The organism is Polynucleobacter meluiroseus (genome assembly GCF_900205755.1).
Classification (GTDB): Bacteria; Pseudomonadota; Gammaproteobacteria; order Burkholderiales; family Burkholderiaceae; genus Polynucleobacter; species Polynucleobacter meluiroseus.
In genome coordinates, this window is record NZ_OANS01000003.1 from 138,871 (window position 1) to 160,967 (window position 22,097).

General features: G+C 47.8%; 26 protein-coding genes. 23 read left to right on the top strand and 3 right to left on the bottom strand.

Annotation, left to right across the window (positions count from 1 at the left end; translation table 11 throughout):
* The first annotated feature begins 34 nt into the window (after positions 1 to 34).
* From CP950_RS06110 to hisD, 14 genes are read left to right on the top strand one after another with little or no spacing between them, the layout of a single operon-like run.
* Positions 35 to 4,780 (top strand): glutamate synthase-related protein, encoded by a 4,746-nt coding sequence (locus tag CP950_RS06110; RefSeq protein WP_096673853.1) that lies wholly within the window; start codon positions 35 to 37, stop codon positions 4,778 to 4,780.
* Between the two features lie 37 nt (positions 4,781 to 4,817).
* Positions 4,818 to 6,278, top strand: a complete 1,461-nt coding sequence (locus tag CP950_RS06115; protein WP_096673372.1) for a glutamate synthase subunit beta — start codon at positions 4,818 to 4,820, stop codon at positions 6,276 to 6,278.
* A gap of 13 nt (positions 6,279 to 6,291) precedes the next feature.
* Complete coding sequence (locus tag CP950_RS06120; RefSeq protein WP_096673374.1) at positions 6,292 to 7,143, top strand: ABC transporter ATP-binding protein; 852 nt, start codon at positions 6,292 to 6,294, stop codon at positions 7,141 to 7,143.
* Positions 7,143 to 7,940 carry a lipid asymmetry maintenance ABC transporter permease subunit MlaE gene (gene mlaE, locus CP950_RS06125; RefSeq protein WP_243391933.1) on the top strand — a complete coding sequence of 266 codons (798 nt, stop codon included), beginning with the start codon at positions 7,143 to 7,145 and terminating at the stop codon, positions 7,938 to 7,940. Before CP950_RS06120 ends, mlaE begins: the two co-directional genes overlap by 1 nt.
* Positions 7,941 to 7,961: 21 nt before the next feature.
* Entirely contained in the window at positions 7,962 to 8,444 is a 483-nt protein-coding gene (gene mlaD, locus CP950_RS06130; protein ID WP_096673376.1) for an outer membrane lipid asymmetry maintenance protein MlaD, read from the top strand.
* Entirely contained in the window at positions 8,441 to 9,190 is a 750-nt protein-coding gene (locus CP950_RS06135) for an MlaA family lipoprotein (RefSeq protein WP_207760225.1), read from the top strand. The genes mlaD and CP950_RS06135 overlap by 4 nt, the downstream gene beginning before the upstream one ends.
* Positions 9,191 to 9,249: 59 nt before the next feature.
* Complete coding sequence (locus tag CP950_RS06140; protein WP_096673378.1) at positions 9,250 to 9,909, top strand: MlaC/ttg2D family ABC transporter substrate-binding protein; 660 nt, start codon at positions 9,250 to 9,252, stop codon at positions 9,907 to 9,909.
* Positions 9,910 to 9,922: 13 nt separating this feature from the next.
* Positions 9,923 to 10,183 (top strand): STAS domain-containing protein, encoded by a 261-nt coding sequence (locus tag CP950_RS06145; protein WP_096673380.1) that lies wholly within the window; start codon positions 9,923 to 9,925, stop codon positions 10,181 to 10,183.
* A gap of 1 nt (position 10,184) precedes the next feature.
* Complete coding sequence (locus CP950_RS06150) at positions 10,185 to 10,937, top strand: ABC transporter ATP-binding protein (protein WP_096673382.1); 753 nt, start codon at positions 10,185 to 10,187, stop codon at positions 10,935 to 10,937.
* On the top strand, positions 10,934 to 11,710 hold the full coding sequence (locus CP950_RS06155; RefSeq protein WP_096673384.1) for an ABC transporter permease: 777 nt from the start codon (positions 10,934 to 10,936) through the stop codon (positions 11,708 to 11,710). Before CP950_RS06150 ends, CP950_RS06155 begins: the two co-directional genes overlap by 4 nt.
* A 56-nt stretch (positions 11,711 to 11,766) precedes the next feature.
* Entirely contained in the window at positions 11,767 to 12,021 is a 255-nt protein-coding gene (locus CP950_RS06160; RefSeq protein ID WP_096673386.1) for a BolA family protein, read from the top strand.
* A gap of 26 nt (positions 12,022 to 12,047) precedes the next feature.
* Complete coding sequence (gene murA / locus CP950_RS06165) at positions 12,048 to 13,322, top strand: UDP-N-acetylglucosamine 1-carboxyvinyltransferase (RefSeq protein WP_096673388.1); 1,275 nt, start codon at positions 12,048 to 12,050, stop codon at positions 13,320 to 13,322.
* Between the two features lie 20 nt (positions 13,323 to 13,342).
* Positions 13,343 to 13,969: an ATP phosphoribosyltransferase gene (gene hisG, locus CP950_RS06170; RefSeq protein ID WP_096673390.1), complete on the top strand. Its 627-nt coding sequence runs from the start codon at positions 13,343 to 13,345 to the stop codon at positions 13,967 to 13,969.
* Between the two features lie 14 nt (positions 13,970 to 13,983).
* Positions 13,984 to 15,309: a histidinol dehydrogenase gene (hisD, locus tag CP950_RS06175; protein WP_096673392.1), complete on the top strand. Its 1,326-nt coding sequence runs from the start codon at positions 13,984 to 13,986 to the stop codon at positions 15,307 to 15,309.
* A 25-nt stretch (positions 15,310 to 15,334) separates the two neighbouring features.
* On the opposite strand, the gene hisC is transcribed toward hisD, so the two are convergent.
* Complete coding sequence (gene hisC, locus CP950_RS06180; protein WP_096673394.1) at positions 15,335 to 16,408, bottom strand: histidinol-phosphate transaminase; 1,074 nt, start codon at positions 16,406 to 16,408, stop codon at positions 15,335 to 15,337.
* 129 nt (positions 16,409 to 16,537) lie between these two features.
* On the opposite strand from hisC, the gene hisB reads away from it, so the two are divergent.
* The 4 genes from hisB to hisF are packed head-to-tail and all read left to right on the top strand — an operon-like array spanning position 16,538 to position 19,371.
* Positions 16,538 to 17,125, top strand: coding sequence for an imidazoleglycerol-phosphate dehydratase HisB (hisB, locus tag CP950_RS06185; protein ID WP_096673396.1), 588 nt, complete (start codon positions 16,538 to 16,540; stop codon positions 17,123 to 17,125).
* A gap of 49 nt (positions 17,126 to 17,174) precedes the next feature.
* Complete coding sequence (gene hisH, locus CP950_RS06190; protein ID WP_096673398.1) at positions 17,175 to 17,837, top strand: imidazole glycerol phosphate synthase subunit HisH; 663 nt, start codon at positions 17,175 to 17,177, stop codon at positions 17,835 to 17,837.
* 12 nt (positions 17,838 to 17,849) lie between these two features.
* The gene (gene hisA, locus CP950_RS06195) at positions 17,850 to 18,611 is read left to right on the top strand and encodes a 1-(5-phosphoribosyl)-5-[(5-phosphoribosylamino)methylideneamino]imidazole-4-carboxamide isomerase (protein WP_096673400.1); all 762 of its coding nucleotides are present in this window, start codon (positions 17,850 to 17,852) and stop codon (positions 18,609 to 18,611) included.
* A gap of 1 nt (position 18,612) precedes the next feature.
* Positions 18,613 to 19,371, top strand: coding sequence for an imidazole glycerol phosphate synthase subunit HisF (hisF, locus tag CP950_RS06200; protein WP_096673402.1), 759 nt, complete (start codon positions 18,613 to 18,615; stop codon positions 19,369 to 19,371).
* A gap of 9 nt (positions 19,372 to 19,380) precedes the next feature.
* Here hisF and CP950_RS06205 read toward each other — a convergent pair whose 3' ends face one another.
* Both CP950_RS06205 and CP950_RS06210 read right to left on the bottom strand, forming a co-directional pair.
* Positions 19,381 to 19,773 carry a type II toxin-antitoxin system HicB family antitoxin gene (locus CP950_RS06205; RefSeq protein ID WP_096673404.1) on the bottom strand — a complete coding sequence of 131 codons (393 nt, stop codon included), beginning with the start codon at positions 19,771 to 19,773 and terminating at the stop codon, positions 19,381 to 19,383.
* A gap of 10 nt (positions 19,774 to 19,783) precedes the next feature.
* Complete coding sequence (locus CP950_RS06210) at positions 19,784 to 19,966, bottom strand: type II toxin-antitoxin system HicA family toxin (protein WP_096673862.1); 183 nt, start codon at positions 19,964 to 19,966, stop codon at positions 19,784 to 19,786.
* 134 nt (positions 19,967 to 20,100) lie between these two features.
* Here CP950_RS06210 and hisI point away from each other — a divergent pair, with 134 nt between their 5' ends.
* The 5 genes from hisI to tatB are packed head-to-tail and all read left to right on the top strand — an operon-like array spanning position 20,101 to position 22,087.
* Positions 20,101 to 20,496, top strand: a complete 396-nt coding sequence (gene hisI, locus CP950_RS06215) for a phosphoribosyl-AMP cyclohydrolase (RefSeq protein ID WP_096673406.1) — start codon at positions 20,101 to 20,103, stop codon at positions 20,494 to 20,496.
* Positions 20,497 to 20,532: 36 nt separating this feature from the next.
* Positions 20,533 to 20,934: a phosphoribosyl-ATP diphosphatase gene (locus CP950_RS06220; protein WP_096673408.1), complete on the top strand. Its 402-nt coding sequence runs from the start codon at positions 20,533 to 20,535 to the stop codon at positions 20,932 to 20,934.
* 36 nt (positions 20,935 to 20,970) lie between these two features.
* Complete coding sequence (locus CP950_RS06225) at positions 20,971 to 21,327, top strand: histidine triad nucleotide-binding protein (protein WP_096673410.1); 357 nt, start codon at positions 20,971 to 20,973, stop codon at positions 21,325 to 21,327.
* 15 nt (positions 21,328 to 21,342) lie between these two features.
* Entirely contained in the window at positions 21,343 to 21,576 is a 234-nt protein-coding gene (gene tatA, locus CP950_RS06230) for a Sec-independent protein translocase subunit TatA (protein WP_096673412.1), read from the top strand.
* A gap of 34 nt (positions 21,577 to 21,610) precedes the next feature.
* The gene (tatB, locus tag CP950_RS06235) at positions 21,611 to 22,087 is read left to right on the top strand and encodes a Sec-independent protein translocase protein TatB (RefSeq protein WP_096673414.1); all 477 of its coding nucleotides are present in this window, start codon (positions 21,611 to 21,613) and stop codon (positions 22,085 to 22,087) included.
* Positions 22,088 to 22,097: the final 10 nt, after the last annotated feature.

The following is a 22,097-nucleotide window of genomic DNA, read 5'->3' on the forward strand; positions in this document are numbered from 1 at the left end:
AGTAATAAGGCCATTGATGGCGCACGGAAATACTATGACAACACAATTGAACTCAGAACTTCGTCCTAGCGCGCAGGGTCTTTATGACCCGCGGAATGAGCATGATGCCTGCGGCGTTGGCTTTGTAGCGCATATCAAGGGTAAGAAATCACATGAAATCGTGGCGCAGGGTCTACAAATTCTGGAGAATTTGGACCATCGCGGCGCAGTAGGTGCAGACCCTCTAATGGGCGACGGCGCTGGAATCTTGATTCAGGTCCCAGACACTTTATATCGCGAAGAAATGGCCAAGCAAGGCGTGAACTTGCCGCCCCAAGGTGAATACGGCGTCGGCATGATCTTTTTGCCAAAGGAGCATGCATCCCGTTTGGCATGCGAACAAGAGTTGGAGCGCACAGTCCGTTTAGAAGGACAGGTAGTGTTGGGCTGGAGAGATGTGCCTATTGATGTGCAATTACCAATGTCGCCAACAGTGCGCATGACTGAACCATTTATTCGTCAGATTTTTATTGGACGCGGTCGCGACATTATGACAACCGACGCTCTAGAGCGTAAGTTGTATGTCATTCGCAAAACGGCTAGCCACGCTATTCAGGATTTGCACTTAAAGCACGGTAAAGAATATTTTGTAGCGTCTATGTCTGCACGTACCATTGTTTACAAGGGGCTGCTGCTAGCAAACCAAGTGGGTGCGTATTACCAAGATTTGCAGGATCCCCGTACGATTTCTGCTTTAGCCTTAGTGCATCAGCGCTTCTCCACCAATACTTTCCCGGCCTGGGAATTGGCTCACCCCTATCGCATGATTGCGCATAACGGTGAGATTAATACTGTCAAGGGCAATGTCAATTGGGTTAATGCGCGCGAAGGTGCCATCAGCTCACCAGTCTTAGGCAACGATCTAAAAAAATTATGGCCGTTAATTTATCCAGGTCAATCGGATACCGCCTGTTTTGATAATTGCCTAGAGTTGCTAGTCATGGCTGGCTATCCAATGGCGCAAGCCATGATGATGATGATCCCTGAAGCATGGGAGCAGCACGCATTAATGGATGAGAACCGCCGCGCGTTTTATGAATACCACGCATCGATGATGGAGCCATGGGATGGTCCAGCAGCAATGGCATTTACTGATGGCCGTCAAATAGGTGCAACCTTAGATCGCAATGGATTGCGTCCAGCCCGTTACTACGTAACTGATGATGATTTAGTCATCATGGGCTCTGAGGCTGGAGTGTTGCCAATCCCTGAGAGCAAGATTATTCAAAAATGGCGCTTGCAACCCGGCAAGATGTTCATGATTGATATGGAACAAGGTCGAATTATTGACGACATCGAACTGAAAAATGCGGTCTCTAAAGCTAAGCCGTATAAAAGCTGGATCGATGCCGTACGCGTGAAGCTAGATGAAGTGGTCGCCACTAAGGCAGACATCGTTGATGAAAAAAATACCATTCGACCAGCTGCCAAATTATTAGACCGTCAGCAAGCATTTGGTTACACCCAGGAAGATCTCAAGTTTTTGATGGCTCCAATGGCTGTAAATGGAGAAGAGGCAATTGGGTCAATGGGGAACGATAGCCCCTTGGCTGTTTTATCCAGCAAGAACAAGCCGCTGTATAACTACTTTAAGCAGTTGTTTGCTCAGGTAACCAATCCACCGATCGACTCCATTCGCGAAAATCTGGTGATGTCCTTGGTGTCGTTTATTGGACCTAAACCCAATTTGTTAGATACCAACAACATCAATCCACCAATGCGCCTAGAGGTGAGTCAGCCCATATTAGATTTTGATGACATCACTAAAATTCGTCATATTGGCCATTACACCAACGGTAAATTTCGCTCCTATGAATTAGACATTTGCTACCCAGTAGCTTGGGGTAAAGAAGGTATTGAAGCGCGTTTAGCTTCCTTGTGTGCAGAAGCTGCAGACGCAGTGCGTTCGGGCTATAACATCATCATCGTGAGCGATCGTCAAGTAGATGAAGACCATGTAGCGATACCTGCATTACTTGCTACCTCTGCTGTTCATCAGCATTTGGTTGAAAAAGGCTTGCGCACTAGCGTAGGCCTGGTGGTTGAAACCGGTAGTGCACGTGAGACACACCACTTCGCCTTATTGGCTGGTTATGGCGCAGAAGCAGTGCACCCCTACCTCGCGATGGAAACTTTAGCTGAAATGGCTAAAGGCTTATCAGGCGACTTGTCAGCCGAAAAAGCGGTTAAGAATTACGTAAAAGCGGTCGGTAAGGGCTTGCAAAAAGTGATGTCCAAAATGGGTATCTCTACTTACATGTCATACACCGGCTCGCAGATTTTTGAAGCGATTGGTTTGAATCATGATGTCATCGATCATTACTTCAAAGGCACACCATCGAATGTGGGTGGTATCGGTGTATTTGAAGTCGCTGAAGAAGCATTGCGGATGCATGCTGCCGCTTTTAGTGATGAAATGATTCTCGAGAATATGTTGGATGCGGGTGGTGAATACGCATTCCGGATTCGTGGTGAAACCCATATGTGGACACCAGACACGATTGCTAAGCTGCAACATTCGACCCGTATTGGACAAGAGAAGGGCTACCAGACTTATAAAGAGTATGCCAATCTCATCAATGACCAAACCAAGCGTCAGATGACTTTGCGTGGCTTATTTGAATTTAAGGTGGATCCTGCTAAAGCGATTCCATTGGATGAAGTTGAGTCAGCAAAAGAGATCGTCAAGCGGTTTGCCACTGGCGCCATGTCATTGGGTTCAATCTCCACAGAAGCGCACGCTACCTTAGCAATTGCCATGAACCGTATTGGCGGTAAGTCCAATACTGGTGAGGGCGGCGAAGATCCAAATCGCTATGTGAATGAGCTCAAAGGCATTCCGATTAAGAAGGGTGAGACACTCGCGAGCATTTTGGGTGACGATGTTGTTGAGGCAGATATTCCATTAATTGATGGGGATTCATTACGCTCCAAGATTAAACAAGTCGCCTCTGGCCGCTTCGGTGTCACGACTGAGTATTTGCGTTCAGCAGATCAAATTCAGATCAAGATGGCACAAGGTGCAAAGCCAGGCGAGGGTGGACAACTGCCCGGCGGAAAAGTATCTGATTACATCGGCAAATTGCGCTTCTCCGTGCCGGGTGTAGGCTTGATTTCTCCTCCTCCGCATCACGATATTTATTCGATTGAAGATATCGCTCAATTGATTCATGACTTAAAGAACGTCAACCCTAAGGCAGACGTTTCAGTGAAATTGGTATCGGAAGTGGGCGTAGGAACCATCGCAGCTGGCGTAGCCAAAGCGAAAGCGGATCACGTAGTTATTGCCGGCCATGATGGTGGTACTGGCGCATCACCTTTATCTTCTATTAAGCATGCTGGCTCTCCATGGGAATTGGGTTTAGCTGAAACACAGCAAACCCTCGTGCTCAATGGTTTACGTAGCCGTATTCGGGTACAAGCCGATGGTCAAATGAAAACCGGTCGAGATGTTGTCATTGGCGCCTTATTGGGCGCGGATGAGTTTGGTTTCGCTACAGCACCGTTGGTAGTTGAGGGTTGCATCATGATGCGTAAATGCCATCTCAATACCTGCCCAGTCGGCGTAGCAACTCAAGATCCTGCATTGCGCAAAAAATTCTCTGGCAAACCTGAGCACGTGGTGAATTTCTTCTTCTTTATCGCTGAAGAAGTGCGTGAAATCATGGCGCAACTGGGTATCCGTAAATTTGATGACCTGATTGGGCGCGTCGACTTCTTAGATACCCGCAAAGGTATTGAGAATTGGAAAGTACATGGCTTGGATTTCAGCAAGATTTTTGCTGCGCCTCAAGTTGCCGCAGATGTCCCTCGTTATCAGGTGCTGACTCAGGATCATGGGCTCGCCAATGCTTTAGATAACATTCTGATTGATAAGAGTGAGCCCGCTTTAGAGCGTGGCGAAAAGGTTTCTTTCATTGTTCCGGTTAAGAATGTCAACCGTACTGTAGGTGCCATGCTGTCTGGTGAGTTAGCGCAACGCTATGGTCATGCTGGTCTACCCGACGATACGATCCATATTCAATTGAATGGCACTGCCGGACAAAGCTTTGCGGCTTTCTTGGCCCGTGGCATTACCTTGGATTTGGTTGGAGACGGTAACGACTATGTTGGTAAAGGTTTATCTGGCGGCCGTGTGATTGTGCGCGCTCCTCATGAATTCCGCGGCGACACTGCGCAGAACATCATTGTCGGTAACACCGTTCTTTATGGCGCAATTGGTGGTGAGGCCTTCTTCAACGGCGTTGCTGGCGAGCGTTTCGCGGTGCGTAACTCTGGAGCCACTACGGTAGTTGAAGGTACTGGCGACCATGGATGTGAATACATGACCGGTGGCACAGTGGTAGTGCTTGGTGAAACAGGCCGTAACTTTGCTGCTGGTATGAGTGGTGGTATTGCCTATGTTTATGACGAGGACGGTTTATTTGCGAAACGCTGTAATACAAGCATGGCTACTTTGGAAAAAGTCTTACCCGCTTCCGAGCAGATCGCAAAAATTGTGCAATCTGAATGGCATGCACCTTTGGATGTGAAAGATGGCGGCGAGCGAATGACGGATGAGCAAATCTTAAAAGGATTGATTGAGCGTCATTTCCGTCACACAGGCTCGGAGCGTGCAAAAGCACTCTTGGCTGATTGGGATAATGCCCGCGCCCGTTTTGTCAAAGTATTCCCAACGGAATACAAGCGTGCTCTTGGCGAGTTATGGGAAAAATCTCAAGGCATTACTGTTGCTGCTTAATGAAGCTGAATGTTAAGAAAAATACGAAGGATTAGATATGGGTAAGGCTACTGGATTTATGGAGTTCGAGCGCGTTGAGGAAACTTACGAGGCTCCCGTTAAACGTCTGCATCATTACAAAGAGTTCGTTGCGGTATTGACGGACGCTGAGGCCAAGGTGCAAGGTGCGCGCTGCATGGACTGCGGCATTCCGTTCTGCAACAGCGGCTGCCCCGTCAACAACATCATCCCTGACTTTAATGACTTGGTATTCCGCGATGACTGGAAGAACGCCTTAGAAGTTCTACAGTCAACCAATAATTTTCCAGAGTTTACGGGCCGTATTTGTCCGGCACCGTGCGAGTCTGCCTGCACCCTTGCAATTAACAGTGAAGCGGTTGGTATTAAATCAATTGAACATGCCATCATCGATAAAGGTTGGGAAAATGGCTGGGTTACGCCGCAACCTCCGAAATTCAAGACCGGAAAAACCGTCGCCATTGTGGGCGGTGGACCTGCCGGTATGGCCGCTGCGCAGCAGTTAGCGCGCGTTGGTCACGACGTTACGGTATTTGAAAAGAATGACCGGGTTGGTGGCTTACTTCGTTATGGAATCCCTGATTTCAAAATGGAAAAATGGCTGATCGATCGCCGTGTTGAGCAGATGCAAGCAGAAGGCGTGAAATTTGAAACGGGTGTTTTCGTTGGGAGAGAAGCGCTGAGCTCAGAAGTGAAGAACTACTCAACGAGAACTATCTCGCCGGAGCAGTTGATGAAAGACTTTGATGCGGTAGTAATTACTGGGGGCGCTGAGCAACCACGTGATCTGCCAGTACCAGGTCGTGAATTGGCAGGCATTCACTATGCTTTGGAATTGTTAATTCCACAAAATAAAGAAGTGGCAGGGGATTTCAAAAATGAAATTCGTGCAACCGATAAGTATGTCGTCGTCATTGGTGGTGGTGATACAGGCTCTGATTGTGTGGGAACTTCAAACCGTCATGGTGCTACTAAAGTCACTCAATTTGAGTTGTTGCCACAGCCTCCAGAGGTGGAGAACACTCTATTAGAGTGGCCATATTGGCCCACGAAGTTACGTACTTCATCCTCCCATGTTGAGGGTTGTGAGCGCGATTGGTCAGTTGCCACTAAACGTTTTGAAGGTAAAAACGGCAAAGTCGAGAAGCTGATTGGCGTTCGTTTGGAGTGGAAGAACGGCAAGATGTCAGAAGTTCCTGACTCAGAATTTGAAATTAAGGCCGATTTAGTACTTTTGGCCATGGGTTTTGTTTCACCTGTACAACATGTGTTGGATGCTTTTGGCGTGGAAAAAGATGCCCGTGGTAATGCCAAAGCGACGGTAGATGGTAAAAAAGCCTATCAAACAAATGTTTCTAAGGTGTTTGCAGCCGGAGATATGCGTCGTGGTCAATCCTTAGTAGTTTGGGCTATTCGCGAGGGTCGAGATTGTGCGCACGTAGTAGACGAGTATTTAATGGGGTCTTCCGATTTGCCTTGATAATGTCAAGGACATGAAAAATACACAGTCTGATCTGACGGGGGCAAAGAACTATTCTTTAGGTGAAACGATTGTTTCCATTAAGAATGTCGACTTTTCTTACGCTCCCGGTGAGAGACAGGTTTTAACGGATCTCAATATGGAGTTCCGGCGTGGCCAAGTAGTTGCGGTCATGGGTGGTTCGGGGTGTGGCAAAACCACCATTCTGAAACTCATCGGCGGTCAACTGCGCGCTCAGGCTGGGCAGGTTCTGTTTGAAGGTCGCGACATTGGCAAGATGAATAACGGCCAGCTCATGACTGCACGTCGCAGAATGGGTATGTTGTTTCAGTTCGGCGCGCTTTTTACCGACTTAACCGTCTTTGAAAATGTTGCCTTTCCATTGCGCGAGCACACCAATCTAAGTGAGGAGTTACTCCGCTCTTTGGTGTTGATGAAGCTGCATGCGGTCGGCCTGCGCGGAGCGCGCGATTTAATGCCTTCGCAAATTTCTGGAGGCATGGCTAGACGGGTTGCTTTGGCTCGAGCAATTGCATTAGACCCTCCCTTGATCATGTACGACGAGCCCTTTGCGGGATTGGATCCTATCTCTTTAGGCATTACTGCCCGTTTAATTCGGGATCTGAATAACGCACTCGGCGCTACTAGTTTGTTGGTGACACATGATGTAGAGGAAACTTTTGAAATCGCAGATTACGTGTACTTCATCGCGAATGGGGGTATTGCCGCTGAAGGTACACCAGAAGACTTGAGTCAATCGCAAGATCCTTTTGTGCGTCAATTTTTAGACGCCTCGCCTGACGGCCCCGTACCTTTCCACTATCCGGGCTTTAGCCTAGAAGAAGACTTTGGAGTAAAGGTCTAATGAAGGCACTTCATAAAGCCCTAGATATCTTTGGCGAACTCGGCTTTTTCGTACGCTCTAATTTAACGAGTTTGGGCTTGGCTGCCCGCATGTTTGTTGCAGTACTTTGGCGTTCGGCTTTCTTGATTAAGAGGCCTCGCTTAGTTTCAGATCAAATCTTATTTGTTGGTAATTATTCTTTCGTGATCATTGCGGTATCCGGCTTGTTCGTCGGTTTCGTATTGGGTCTGCAGGGTTACTACACTCTTAACCGTTATGGTTCAGAGCAGGCTCTCGGTTTGTTGGTAGCGCTTTCTCTCACGCGTGAACTAGGTCCTGTGATCACCGCCTTATTATTTGCTGGCCGCGCTGGCACTTCGCTTACTGCAGAAATCGGCCTGATGAAGGCCGGCGAGCAACTCAGCGCGATGGAGATGATGGCAGTTGATCCACTCAGTCGGGTGATTGCCCCACGTCTGTGGGCCGGCATTATCGCCATGCCGATCTTGGCGACCATCTTTACCGCAGTAGGCATATTGGGTGGCTACCTTGTGGGGGTGCCCTTAATTGGAGTGGACTCCGGGGCCTTTTGGTCACAGATGCAAGGTGGCGTGGATCTGTTCACTGATATCGGTAATGGCGTGATTAAAAGCGTGGTATTTGGTGTAGCGGTAACCTTTATAGCTCTATATCAAGGCTACGAAGCGCGACCCACGCCAGAGGGTGTGTCACAGGCAACTACCAGAACGGTAGTGGTGTCTTCTTTAGTGGTGTTGGCATTGGATTTTTTGCTAACCGCAATGATGTTCTCGAATTAGAGCGAATAAACTGGGATTCTTATGAGAAAAAGTGCAATCGATATCTGGGTAGGAATTTTTGTAGCCATGGGAATTTTGGCTGCTTTATTTCTGGCGCTCAAAGTGGGTAATATGAACGCCTTTTCATTTGCACCCACCTATACAGTCTCTGCACGCTTTGACAATATCGGTGGACTAAAGCCCCGCGCACCAGTTAAAAGCGCGGGCGTTGTCGTGGGCAGAATTGCCAACATTACCTTTGATGACAAAACGTATCAGGCAACCGTGGTGATGACGATTGATCAGATGTATCAATTTCCGAAGGACTCTTCCGCCAAGATTCTGACTTCGGGTTTATTGGGTGAACAATATGTGGGCCTAGAGGCTGGTGGCGCTGATGACATGTTGGTTGCCGGGGAGCGAATTACGCAAACTCAATCCGCGATTGTGTTGGAGAGTTTGATTAGTCAGTTCCTTTACAACAAGGCTGCAGATAGCGGCCAAGAAAAAGGTGCGGCAAAATGATGCGGGGTGCAGTAAGCTTGCAACGCTTCTTTTTACTTACTTGTGCCGTAGCATTGTTTGGATGTTCATCCATTCCAGCCGGCGTAGCCCCTTCTGCAAACGATCCATGGGAGCCATTTAATCGTTCGGTCTTTGACTTTAATGAAGGTCTTGATGCCTACGTTCTCAAGCCAGTGGTCTCTGGTTACCGATTTGTTTTACCTGAGTTTGTACGGGATGGCATTTACAACTTTTTTAGCAACTACAACGATATTTACACTGCACTAAATAATTTACTGCAAGGTAAGCCCAGTTACGCGTTTAATGACCTGATGCGGGTTGTAGTCAACACGACCTTTGGTTTGGGCGGACTGATTGATATGGCCACACCCGGCGGCTTAGAAAAACACAAAGAAGATTGGGGCCAAACCTTTGGCGTCTGGGGTATTCCGTCTGGACCTTATGTGGTTCTGCCCTTTTTTGGCCCCAGTACTGTGCGAGATACCTTCGGCACTGCCGCTGATCTTGAAACTGATTACCTCTTTAAATACATTCCTAATGTCGGCTTGAGAAATAGTCTGACTGGTTTGCGCGTTGTAAACGCGCGCAATACCTATTATGAAGCAGGGGATTTATTAGAGGGTGCGGCAATTGATAAATACAGCTTTCTGCGCGATGCCTATTTACAGCGGCGTGAATACCAAATTCATGAGGGTGAAGAGGGTGACGAGTCGCTTGTAGGGCCGTATCAAAACGGCTATGAGTAACGGAAGTTAGTCCGAGAGACTAAAATGATTTCTCTCTATCGCTGGTCAATTGGGAATATATGAAAAGCCGCAAAACAATACAAAAAAACCTCACTTCGTCCATATTTAGTTTGGTAGCAGGCTTACTTTTGGTCGTCGGCACCGCTATGGCACAAACACCGGACCAATCTACTCCAGATGGTTTAATTAAGTTCGTTGTTTCTGACGTCATGGCATCAGTGAAGGCAGACCCAGAAATCCAGAAGGGCAATATTCCGCGCGTGGTTGACTTGGTTGACAAAAAGATTGTTCCTTACACGGACATGCGTCGTACTACAGAGATGGCCATGGGCCCCAATTGGAAAAAGGCCACTCCAGAGCAGCAGACGCAACTGGTCGCTGAATTCAATACCTTACTGATTCGCACTTATTCTGGAGCTTTGAGTCAGTTGCGTGATCAAACGATTCAATTCAAGCCACTCCGCGCTGCACCAGATGATAAAGAAGTGACAGTGAAAACGGTTGTTCTCGGGCGCGGTGACCCCGTCGCTTTGGATTACCGCTTAGAAAAAACAGCCAATGGCTGGAAAGTCTATGACATGAATATCATGGGCGTATGGCTGATTGAAGCTTACCGCAATCAATTTGCTAATCAAATTAGTCAAAATGGCATTGAAGGTCTAGTGAAGTTTTTGCAAGACCGCAATAAGCAGCTTGCAGCGGCTAAGCCAGCCAACTAAGCGCAGAAAAACCATGCCATTTTTTTTACCCGCCTCAGTGAATCATGACAATGTGTTGGCATTAGAGGAGCAGGGTTTAAGCGATTTAACTCAACTAAAAACAGTGGACTGTACGCATTTGGAAGATTTTGACTCTACTGTATTAACTGTACTGCTGGCTTGGCAAAAGCAATTACAAAAAGATGGCCAGCAATTAACCCTTACCCATTCCCCTGAGAAATTAAAAACATTAGCTGGTGTGTATGGCGTTTCCGCATTGTTAGGCTTTTCGTAACATGCCAGCTGCAATATCCATTAAGGGCATATCTAAAAACTACGGAGCGTTACAGGCATTAGATGATGTTTCTTTAACAATCGAGCAAGGTGAGTTTTTTGGTTTGCTCGGTCCGAACGGGGCCGGCAAGACAACCCTGATTTCTATCTTGGCCGGACTAGTTGTTGCTGATCGTGGTCACGCAGCCATCATGGGTGCAGATGTGCAAAGCGCTTTTCGTGAAGCGCGGCGTATGCTGGGTGTAGTACCCCAAGAGCTCGTCTTTGATCCCTTTTTTACGGTGCGCGAAACCTTACGCTTTCAATCGGGTTACTTTGGCATTCGTAATAATGATGCTTGGGTAGAAGAGATCATGGCGCATCTCGACCTCACTAGTAAGGCTGATAGCAATATGCGCTCCCTGTCTGGTGGAATGAAGCGTCGAGTATTGGTGGCGCAAGCATTAGTACATCGCCCACCAGTCATTATTTTGGACGAGCCCACAGCGGGCGTGGATGTAGAACTTCGTCAGTCCCTTTGGCAATTTATCAGCCGTCTAAACCAAGACGGGCACACGATTGTTCTAACCACCCATTACCTCGAAGAGGCTGAGGCACTTTGCCAGCGGATTGCGATGCTAAAGCAGGGCAACATTGTGGCTTTAGACACTACCGAAAATTTATTAAGTCTGCATGGTTCGGCTAAAAAAGATGGTGAAGGCAAGACTGATTTGGAAGATGTCTTTATCAACATTATGTCGGGGAATGCATCATGAAATCATTGCCCCTAAAATTTGGTAGTGGCTTTCCGAGCCTATTGCGCAAAGAAATTATCCGCTTCTATAAAGTTGCATTTCAAACGGTTGCTGCACCCGTGCTTACGGCAATCCTTTATCTGATGATCTTTGGGCAAGTGCTCGAGGGTAAAGAGGTTTATGGACATCTCAGTTACACCACTTTTTTGATTCCTGGTCTTGTCATGATGAGCGTATTGCAAAATGCCTTTGCCAACACCTCGTCCTCTTTGATCCAATCAAAAATCACGGGTAATCTCGTTTTTATTCTTTTGGCTCCATTCAGTCATTTTGAGTTTTATGCAGCGTACGTTTTAGCCGCTGTATTTCGTGGGGTGATGGTCGGGTTGGGGGTATTGGCTGTGACTGCATGGTATGCCCCACCCAATTTTGAGTTCCCCTTTTGGATTCTGACCTTTGTCTTCTTGGGCGCGGCTATCCTGGGCAGTTTGGGCTTAATTGCCGGCATCCTTGCCGATAAGTTTGATCAATTGGCCGCCTTTCAGAATTTCATCATCATGCCAGCAACGATGTTATCTGGGGTGTTCTATTCGATTCATTCATTGCCGAAAGCTTGGCAGACGGTTTCGCATTTCAATCCCTTCTTCTACATGATCGACGGATTCCGTTACGGGTTTTTTGGGGTATCGGATATTCCTCCATGGACTAGTCTCGCTATTGTGCTTTGCTTTCTTATCGTCGTTGCCGGCATTGCTTTGCGTCTGCTACAAAAAGGCTATAAGTTAAGAAGCTAGTAGCAAGCAATAAAGAATGATGTATTACTTACTTAAAGATTGATCAGGAGACCATGATGTTGCCAACCCCAGAACAAATTGAGGCCTATATTCAACAAGGCATTCAATGTACTTATATTCAAGTCGAAGGTGACGGCCAGCACTTTTTTGCAACGATTGTTAGCCCCCAGTTTGAAGGGCGGCGCTTAATCCAGCGCCATCAACTGGTTTATGCCGCGATGGGTGACCGCATGAAGGCGGAAGTACACGCCTTATCAATCAAAGCATTTACCCCCGAAGAGTACGCTCAGAATTCTGCGACATCAAAATAAAATAGCTCCTTAACTAAAACGAATTCATGGATAAATTAAAAATTGTAGGGGGCTTACCTCTCAAAGGTGAAGTGAAGATTGCTGGCGCAAAGAACGCGGCACTTCCTATTCTGTGCGCTTGCTTATTAACTGACCAACCCATTACCTTGCGCAATGTACCGGATTTGCAAGACGTTCGCACCATGCTTAAGTTATTGCAAGAGATTGGTGTTGAAGTCCATTTTCCTGATGTGAGTGACCGCCATCACGTGGTGCTCAATGCGGCAAATATCAAGAGTTCTGAAGCGACCTATGACATGGTGAAGACCATGCGTGCATCGATTTTGGTACTTGGCCCTTTATTGGCCAGAATGCATAGCGCCAAAGTGTCCCTCCCCGGTGGTTGCGCAATTGGCGCGCGCCCTGTGGATCAGCACATTAAGGGCTTAAAAGCCATGGGTGCCACCATTCAAATACAAAGTGGCTACATTGAAGCTAAAACCAATAGCCCGTCTGGACGCTTAACTGGTGCCCCCATTTTGACGGACATGATCACGGTCACTGGTACAGAAAATCTATTGATGGCAGCTACTCTAGCTGCTGGCACCACCATTTTAGAAAATGCTGCGCGCGAGCCAGAGGTCGGGGATTTGGCTGAATTGCTCGTCAAGATGGGTGCCAAGATCACGGGTATCCATACCGATCGTTTGGTAATTGAGGGGGTTGAAAAACTCCATAGCGCAGAACATGCCATCATTGCAGATCGTATCGAAGCTGGCACTTTCTTGTGTGCTGTAGCTGCTGCTGGCGGCGAAATCCTAGTGACACACTGCCGCCCCGATACCTTAGACGCAGTGATTGTGAAACTTAAGGATGTCGGTTTAGAGATGGAGATCGGACCGGATTGGATCAAGGCCTCTATGAAGTCGCGCCCCAAGGCGGTTAACTTTCGCACCTCAGAATACCCTGCCTTTCCGACAGATATGCAAGCGCAACTCATGGCGGTCAATGCCGTGGCAGTAGGTAGCTCCATGATTACTGAAACTATCTTTGAAAATCGCTTTATGCACGTGCAAGAACTCAATCGTCTCGGAGCAGATATTGCTATTGAGGGTAATACGGCGATTGCTCAGGGTGTCGACAGACTATCTGGGGCAATTGTGATGGCAACGGATTTGCGTGCTTCAGCAAGTCTAGTGATTGCTGGCTTAGCCGCCCAAGGAGAGACCCAAGTTGAGCGAATCTATCACCTCGACCGTGGCTATGACCGTATGGAGCAAAAGTTGACCCTCTTGGGAGCCAACATCAAGCGAGTTAAATGAGCTTGATAGATAATTAAGTAATGAAGCTAACCTTAGCCCTTTCAAAAGGGCGCATCTTTGAAGAAACCGCCGAGATCTTATCCAAGATAGGCATTCGGCCGCTTGAAGATCCAGAAAAATCTCGCAAACTCATTATCGAAACTTCGAATCCAGAAGTGCGCTTAATTATTGTTCGCGCTTCCGATGTCCCTACTTACGTTCAGTTTGGTGGCGCCGATTTTGGAGTGGCGGGCTTAGACGTCTTAATGGAAAACGGTACTGATGGCCTCTATGTGCCATTTGACCTCGATATCGCTAAGTGCCGGATGTCAGTGGCCGTTAAAGAAGGTTTTGATTACGCCGCAGCCGTTAAGCAAGGCTCCCGTTTAAAAGTAGCCACGAAATACGTGAATTGCGCCCGTGAGCACTTCGCCAATAAGGGTGTCCACATCGATACGATTCATTTGTATGGATCAATGGAGCTAGCGCCCTTGGTGGGCTTAGCGGATGCGATTGTGGATTTAGTTTCTACAGGAAATACCCTGCTCGCAAATGGTTTAGTTGAGGTAGAGTCGATTGCAAACATCAGCGCGCGTTTAGTTGTCAATCAAGCCTCCTATAAACGCAAGCGTGCACAGTTGCAGCCATTCTTCGACTTATTAAAATAGAAAAAGAGTTCGACATGTCTGCGCCGCAAATTAACATTAAACGCCTCAACAGCCAAGATGCGGGCTTTAAAGAAACCCTTCTTTCCAGTCTCTCGTTGCCGATGGGGGATGACGAAGCAATTGATTTGGCTGTGGCCCGTATTTTGGCGCAAGTGCAATCGCAAGGAGACGAGGCCCTCGTTGCTTTAACGAAGCAGTTTGATCGACTAGATGTTGCTAATGTTTCTGACTTAGTCCTGACCCGCGCAGAATTAGAGCAAGCCTATTTAGATCTATCTCCTGAGCAGAAGAATGCCTTGGATATCGCTGCGGTTCGCGTGCGCGCATATCACGAGGTACAAAAGGTGGAGGCGGGTTGTCACTCTTGGGAATATGTAGAGGCTGACGGCACGCGTCTAGGTCAAAAAGTAACTGCACTGGATCGTGTTGGCATCTATGTGCCTGGTGGCAAAGCAGCCTATCCCTCATCCGTATTAATGAATGCCATTCCTGCCAAAGTGGCAGGGGTGAAGGAAGTCATTATGGTGGTGCCAACGCCTGACGGCGCTCGTAATCCGTTGGTCTTAGCTGCAGCCTGGTTGGCTGGGGTGGATCAGGTCTTCACCATTGGTGGGGCGCAAGCAGTTGGCGCATTAGCTTACGGCACCAATACCGTCCCATCAGTCGATAAGATTGTCGGTCCAGGCAATGCCTATGTAGCCGCCGCGAAGCGCAAAGTGTTTGGTACGGTCGGGATCGATATGATCGCAGGCCCCTCGGAAATCTTAATATTGTGTGATGGCACAACAAATCCTGACTGGATTGCCATGGATCTGTTTTCTCAAGCAGAGCATGATGAGCTAGCACAATCGATTTTGCTTTGCCCTGACGCGCAATTTATTGAACGGGTGCAAGAAAGTATCAATCGTTTGCTGCCTGAGATGCCGCGTAAGAAAGTGATTGAAACCTCACTCACCAATCGGGCTTTATTAATTCAAGTGCAGGATATGAGCGAAGCTTGTGAGATTGCAAATGCAATCGCCGCTGAGCATTTAGAAATTTGCACCCTCGAGCCCCGCAAATGGGCTGAGCAAATTCGCCATGCTGGTGCGATCTTTATGGGTAACTACACTAGTGAATCCTTGGGAGATTATTGCGCCGGACCAAATCACGTATTGCCTACCGCGCGTACTGCCCGTTTCTCATCACCGCTGGGTGTTTATGATTTTATTAAACGCTCAAGCATGATTGAAGTCAGTGAAGCCGGTGCACAAACGCTGGGTGCGGTTGCCAGCACGTTAGCGCACGGCGAAGGCTTGCAAGCGCATGCACGTGCTGCTGAGATGCGCCTTAAAAAATAATCAATGCGGCTTTAATCGCCGAATATTAACTGCTAGCGAGAATTTTTTCTAAGGCGGCAACCAAGGCATCATTCTGTTCATCAGTGCCAATTGTGATGCGCAAAAATGCGTCTATTCGTGCCAGCTTAAAATGGCGCACGATGATGCCGCGCTCACGTAAAGCTTGATGTAGTTTTGCGCCCGCATGCTCTGGGTGACGGGTGAGTACGAAGTTGGCAGTAGAAGGCAGGGTGTCAAAACCCAGCACTGCTAGTGACTTCACTAAACGTTCGCGTGTTTGAATGACTTTAGCGGCGGTCTCCTCAAGGTGTTGCTGATCCTCAATTGCAGCAATGGCCCCAGCTTGTGCCAAGCGTCCCAAAGGATAGGAGTTGAAGCTGTTCTTGACGCGCTCTAGTCCTGCAATTAAATCAGGATGCCCCACAGCAAATCCCACCCGCAATCCAGCGAGAGCGCGCGATTTAGATAAGGTATGAACGACTAATAGGTTTTCTGGGCAAGTGGATCCACGCAGAAGCGGAATACAAGACTGAGTGCCATAGTCAACATAGGCCTCATCAATTACTAAAACCGACTCGGTGTTCCTGGCGAGCAAAGCTTCAATCTCGCTTCGGGGCAAAGCTCTTCCAGTGGGGGCATTGGGATTGGGAAAAATGATGCCGCCGTTAGGGGTTTGATAGTCAGATGTCTGAATGGAAAAATCCGCACTCAGTGGAACGGTTTGATAGTCAATTCCAAAAAGCTTGCAGTAGACTGGGTAAAAGCTATAGGTGATATCCGGAAATTGAATGGGTTTACTTTGTTTTAGCAGTGCTAAAAATACATGCGCTAAGACTTCATCAGAGCCGTTACCTAAAAACACTTGTTTTGGATCTAGACCGTGCAAATCGGCAATGGCTTTCTTAAGTGCTGCACCATCGGGATCTGGGTAAAGCCGCAGGTCATCATTGTTTTGACTTTGGATGGCAGCCAAGGCTGTGGGCGAGGGTCCGTAAGGACTTTCATTGGTGTTGAGCTTAATCAAGCGCGCCATTTGCGGCTGCTCCCCTGGCAGATAAGGGGTTAAGGTCTGAACAACGGGGTTCCAAAAACGGCTCATGTGGGACTCTGGTCAAAAATCAGCAAGGAAATGTAATTAGTGCGCTCAAATAAACGGTGTACTTAAATTCGCACTGGAAATGATATTATGGGGCTTCAATCAACACTTCGCCTAGCGGCGCAATGAAGCATGCGGCAAGCCGACGTTACCCGAGACACTTCGGAAACCAAAATTCAAATTGCTATCAATTTAGATGGCACTGGTAAAGCTGAGCTTGCCTCAGGCGTACCCTTTTTAGATCACATGCTGGACCAGATTGCTCGTCACGGCATGATCGACCTGAAGGTGATCGCTAAAGGCGACACCCATATTGACGATCACCATACTGTTGAGGATGTAGGCATTACATTGGGACAGGCATTTGCCAGGGCGGTAGGCGATAAAGCGGGCATTACCCGATACGGCCATTCTTATGTTCCTTTGGATGAAACCTTATCTCGAGTGGTGGTCGACTTTTCTGGCCGTCCCGGCCTGGAATTCAATGTACCGTTTACCCGTGCTCGGGTTGGCGATTTTGATGTGGACCTCAGCATTGAGTTTTTTCGTGGTTTTGTAAATCATGCCGGCGTAACGCTTCATATTGATAATCTGCGCGGCATTAATGCCCACCATCAAATTGAAACCGTATTCAAGGCTTTTGGGCGTGCTTTGCGTATGGCTCTAGAGCTAGACCCTCGGGCAGCTGGCGTCGTTCCATCCACTAAGGGTAGCCTCTAACTTAGAACACGTTTGTGCTCAGTAGAAACTACACAATATAGGTAAATCCTTGGCGCAAACAATTGCGATCGTTGATTATGGAATGGGCAATTTGCGTTCCGTCTATCAAGCTTTTCATCATGTGGCACCAGAGGCTAACGTGGTGATCGCGCATACCCCCGAAGAAATTCAGTCTGCCGAGCGCGTGGTTTTGCCGGGCCAAGGGGCTATGCCCGATTGCATGAAACATTTAAGCGAGTCTGGATTATTAGAGGCGCTCTTAGAGGCCGCCAAACAGAAACCCCTTTTAGGCGTCTGCGTGGGCGAGCAAATGCTGTTTGATCAAAGTGCTGAGGTACGAGCAAACTCCCCCACTGAATGGACTCCTTGCTTGGGTTTAATTCCTGGGCAAGTACAGCGTTTTGAGTTGACCGGACGGCTTCAGCCAGATGGTTCCGCTTTTAAAGTCCCTCATATGGGCTGGAATCAAGTTCGCCAAGATGGTAAGCACCCACTTTGGTCTGGAATCCCTGATCTCACCAGCTTTTATTTTGTTCATAGCTACTTTGTAGTGCCAAAACGTACAGACGATATCGTGGGCTCAACAGAGTATGGCGATTGGTTTACTTCGGCTGTGGCACGGGATAATATTTTCGCAACCCAATTTCACCCGGAAAAAAGTGCAGAATATGGGTTACGACTCTATAAAAACTTTGTTTCTTGGCAACCCTAATTACTTTCTAACATGCTGCTGATTCCTGCAATTGACCTCAAAGATGGCCACTGCGTTCGACTTGAACAAGGTGATATGGATAGAGCCACGGTTTTTTCAGAAGACCCTGGCGCAATGGCGAGCCACTGGATTAGTAAGGGCGCGCGCCGCCTACACTTGGTTGATCTCAATGGGGCATTTGCGGGCAAGTTGAAAAATGAGTCGGCGATTAAATCGATTCTCAAGGCAGTAGGCAACGAGATTCCAGTCCAACTGGGTGGCGGCATTCGGGATTTAGAGACGATTGAACGTCTCTTAGATGATGGCATCAGTACCGTCATTATTGGCACGGCTGCGGTAAAAAGTCCCGGCTTTGTGCAAGATGCTTGTACCGCGTTTCCAGGGCACATTATGGTGGGCTTGGATGCTAAGGATGGCAAGGTAGCCACGGATGGCTGGAGCAAGATCACTGGCCATGAAGTGATCGACTTGGCTAAAAAATTTGAAGACTGGGGTGTTGAGGCCATTATTTACACTGACATTGGTCGGGATGGCATGCTCAAGGGCGTCAATATGGAAGCCACCATCAAGTTGGCTCAAGCTATTCGCATTCCCGTGATTGCTAGTGGAGGCTTATCTAGCAATCAAGATATAGAGGCACTGTGCCAAGCTGAAGAAGAGGGCGTCATGGGGGTAATTGCAGGACGCTCCATTTACTCTGGTGATCTGGACTTCACAGCCGCACAACAATATGCAGATGAGTTGACGCTCAAGTTTAGTAAGAACTTAAGCTAGCGTGCTGACCAAAAGAATTATTCCGTGTCTTGATGTCACTGCAGGACGGGTTGTCAAGGGAGTGAACTTTGTCGGTCTGCGCGATGCTGGCGATCCAGTAGAGATTGCCCGCCGCTACGACTCCCAAGGCGCTGACGAGCTCACTTTCCTAGACATCACTGCCACCTCGGACGGGCGTGATCTTATTTTGCATATCATTGAAGAGGTGGCATCACAAGTATTTATCCCCTTAACGGTTGGCGGTGGAGTTCGGGTTGTTGCCGATGTGCGGCGCTTACTCAATGCCGGCGCCGATAAAGTGAGCATGAATTCCTCTGCTGTTACTAATCCAGACTTAGTCTCGGATGCAGCGGCTCATTATGGTTCGCAATGCATCGTTGTAGCGATAGATGCCAAAAAGACAGAAGCGGGTAATTGGGAAGTATTTACCCACGGTGGCAGAAATGCTACAGGTATCGACGTAGTTGCTTGGGCAGTTGAGGTAGCAGAGCGCGGCGCAGGCGAAATCTTACTGACCAGCATGAATCGGGATGGCAGTAAGGATGGTTTCGATCTCGCATTAACTGCTGCGGTGAGTGATGCTGTCACTGTGCCTGTGATTGCTTCTGGCGGGGTAGGCAACTTACAACACCTGGTTGACGGCATTACCAAGGGGCATGCCGATGCTGTTTTAGCAGCCAGCATTTTTCATTACGGTGAATACACTGTTCAGCAGGCCAAAGAATTTATGGCGAGCCAAGGAATTCCAGTAAGGATGTAGCTTGTGTGTTTATGCGCTAATCGCCATATGGGCGATAAAAGCCGAGCGATTTTCACCCGCTGACTTTGCCTTGGCATCTAATCTTGCAAGCACTCTTTTGGGAAGAGAAATATTCACCCTTTCAATCTCGTCCGACAGCAAAGCCGGGTTGATTTCCGCAATTGCCCAAATATATCCTTTGTAGCCCCCCTTTTTTTGTAGATCGGTAATGGAGCTGGCTTTAGGTATGTCTTTACCTTCATCTAATGCCATCTCAATCCACAACTCGATCGCCTCTTTGGCATTCTCAATGGCTTCATCAATTCCGCTGTCGGCTGCCGAGTAGCATCCTTCTAAATCAGGAACAATCACGCCCCATGCCGCCTTATCGCTGCCAGGCTCAATAGCAATTGGATATTTCATCATTACTCCCCTATTTAATTCCCGCTTGTTTTAGTAGCTTTTGAACCAGCCCAATTCCCAGATCCTTTTTGGGGTGTGGAACGGTGATGTGACCAGATTTAGCGGGGTGATTAAAAACATGGTGCGAGCCTTTTGAGCCCCGCAGTACCCACCCATCTTTTTCTAGGGCCTTGATCAGTTCTTTGCTATTCATTAGCAAATTATAAATAATATACACACTATACACATAATACGAAGTGTTGTCCATATAGTGAAATGGGTTACTGCAGTAAGGCATAAGTGAAGCTTATTTAGGTAAGACTGAGCAATTCTGTCAAAATTGAGCCAATGTCAGACACAACTACAAACTTACAACATCAAACCCTTTTAAAGTCCGTTACCTGGAACGATCAAGGTCTAGTGCCAGTCATTACGCAGGAAGTGGGCAGTAAAGACATCTTAATGATGGCTTGGATGAACCAAGATGCACTGCTGGCCACTCTTCGTCTTGGCGAGGCAGTGTATTGGACGCGCTCCCGTCAAAAGTTGTGGCATAAGGGCGAAGAATCTGGTCACACCCAAACTGTTAAAGAAATTCGGCTTGACTGTGATGGCGATACGCTTTTGTTACTGGTGGAGCAAAAAGACGGCATCGCTTGCCATACTGGAGCGCACAGTTGCTTCTTTAGGGTGTGGGATTCGAAATCAGAGTCCTGGGTAGATGAGGCCGATGCGCAAAAGTAGTCGTGCTTGCCCTGTAAAAAGACATAAAATCTCTAGATGACTAGTTCCACCAACAAATCCACTAATCTAGATTCTGCTTTAGCTAATTTAGCCGATATCGTGGATCAAAGACGCGATGCTTTTAAAGCCGGTAATGCGGACCCCAAAGTGTCGTATACCGCCTTACTCTTTTCCAAGGGCGATGACGGCATCCTGAAAAAAATTGGGGAAGAGGCTACTGAAGCAGTGATGGCTGCCAAGGATTCTCGGCATGCGCAACTGGCGCCAGAACAGCAAAAGCTCCTCGTTGGAGAAATGGCTGACTTATGGTTTCATTGTCTGATTGCGTTGTCACAGTTTGGGTTGCGCCCAGAGGATGTGATTACTGAGCTTGAAAGCCGCCTAGGAAATTCAGGAATAGAAGAAAAGGCAGCCAGAAAAGCTGCCAATCCTGAGTAAGTCAAAAAAGCTTAAGAAAATAAAGCGAGAATATCCATGCTTCATGATGCAGATTGCTTGTTTTGCAAAATAGTTCAGGGTGCAATTCCTTCGGAGAAGGTTTACGAGGATGAAGAAATCCTCGCATTCAAGGATATTCACCCCGCTGCCCCAATACATTTACTCATCATCCCAAAAAAACATATTCCCATGTTGGAGTTAGCTGAGCCTAGCGATGTGCCATTGCTAGGTAGAATGATGGAATTAGCACCGAAACTTGCCAAAGAACAGGGTTGCAAAAGCGGCAAAGAGGGCGGTTTTAAGGTGATGGTGCATAACGGTGCAGATGGTGGGCAAGAGGTCTATCACTTACATTTACATGTTTTGGGCGGACCACGCCCGTGGAAAAAATAATCCGAGGAGATTGAAATGGGTTCATTCAGCATTTGGCATTGGTTAATTGTTCTAGTGATCGTGATGTTGGTGTTTGGCACCAAAAAATTACGCAATATTGGTCAAGACTTGGGCGGTGCTGTGAAGGGCTTTAAAGATGGCATGAAAACTGCTGAAGAGCCTCAGGAACAAATTCAACAAAATGCAGCTGCTGCAATCACTCCAACTGACAAAACAGTAGATGTGCAAGCCAAAGATATTCATAAGTGATCAATCGGCAAGCAGGCATTGATGTAGGTATTACATGATTGACCTAGGTGTATCTAAACTTGCGCTCATCGCGGTAGTCGCCTTGGTGGTGGTCGGGCCGGAGCGTTTGCCAAAAGTGGCGCGTATGGCGGGTAACTTATTGGGCCGAGCGCAACGCTATATGAACGAGGTCAAGTCTGAAGTGACTCGTCAGATGGAAGTAGAAGAATTTAAAAAGATGCGCGAGGAAAGTACAGCCGTCTTAAAAGAAGTCGAGAACAGCATTCAATCGACTGTGAATGAAGCGAACATTCATCTAAGTGATCAAGCAGATACCCTTGGCTATGACTACACCAAGCCCGCGCTTGATGAAAAAGAAGTATTGCGCAAATCCAAGCGTCAAGGCCGCAATAGTTGGGGTGTAAGGCGTGCTGCTAGACCTATTTGGTTTAAGCATTCGACTGGCATGCGTACACGGGTGCAATCGGGCGCAGCGCGTATGAAGCGCTTCCACCATAGCGCCAACAAATAACCTTACTTAT